Source organism: Roseomonas genomospecies 6, from assembly GCF_008365375.1.
In the GTDB taxonomy this organism is placed as follows: domain Bacteria; phylum Pseudomonadota; class Alphaproteobacteria; order Azospirillales; family Azospirillaceae; genus Azospirillum.
Genome location: NZ_QOKW01000102.1, coordinates 1 through 591 on the forward strand (window position 1 = coordinate 1; position 591 = coordinate 591).

1 protein-coding gene is annotated in these 591 nt (G+C 71.1%); it reads right to left on the reverse strand.

Annotation, left to right across the window (positions count from 1 at the left end):
* The coding region (locus DS843_RS31510; protein ID WP_208852374.1) for an Ig-like domain-containing protein at positions 1-591 on the reverse strand (591 nt) is incomplete at both ends.

Here is a 591-nt window from a genome sequence, read left to right on the forward strand (position 1 = left end):
CGGCGACCAGCACGTAGTAGATCGTCCCCGCCTCGTCGAGGCTGGCCGACAGCGAGAAGCCCGTCGTCGTGATGCTCGACGCCGCCGCCGCGACGTCGAAGCTCGGCGCGGCGCGGTCCACCGTGTGCGTGCCGCCGGTGGTGAAGCCGCCGGAGATCGCGTTGGGCGTCGTCGCCTGATCCTGGATGCCGGTGCCGGTGCCGTTGAGGTCCAGCCGCAGCGTGCCCGCCCCGGTGATGCCGGTGACCGTCACCGTGTAGGTGGTGCCCGACCCACTGATCGAGCCGATCGTGCCGTTGGCCGTGCCCGTCTTGGTCAGCGTGAAGTCGCTGGTGTCCACACCCGTGACGCTCTCGCTGAAGGTCACCGTGTAGCTGATCGACGAGGCGTTCGCCGCCGGGCTGCCCGACACCGCGATGCTGCTCACCGTCGGCGGCGTCGTGTCGGCGGGGGCGGCGGTCGAGACGTCGACCTTGACCGGCGAACTCATCAGGTTGCCGGCGCTGTCCTTGCCCACGACGTAGAGGTCGTAGGCGGTGCCCGCGGTCAGACCGGTCAGCGAGCCGCTGCCGGTGAAGGGCGCGGTGCCGG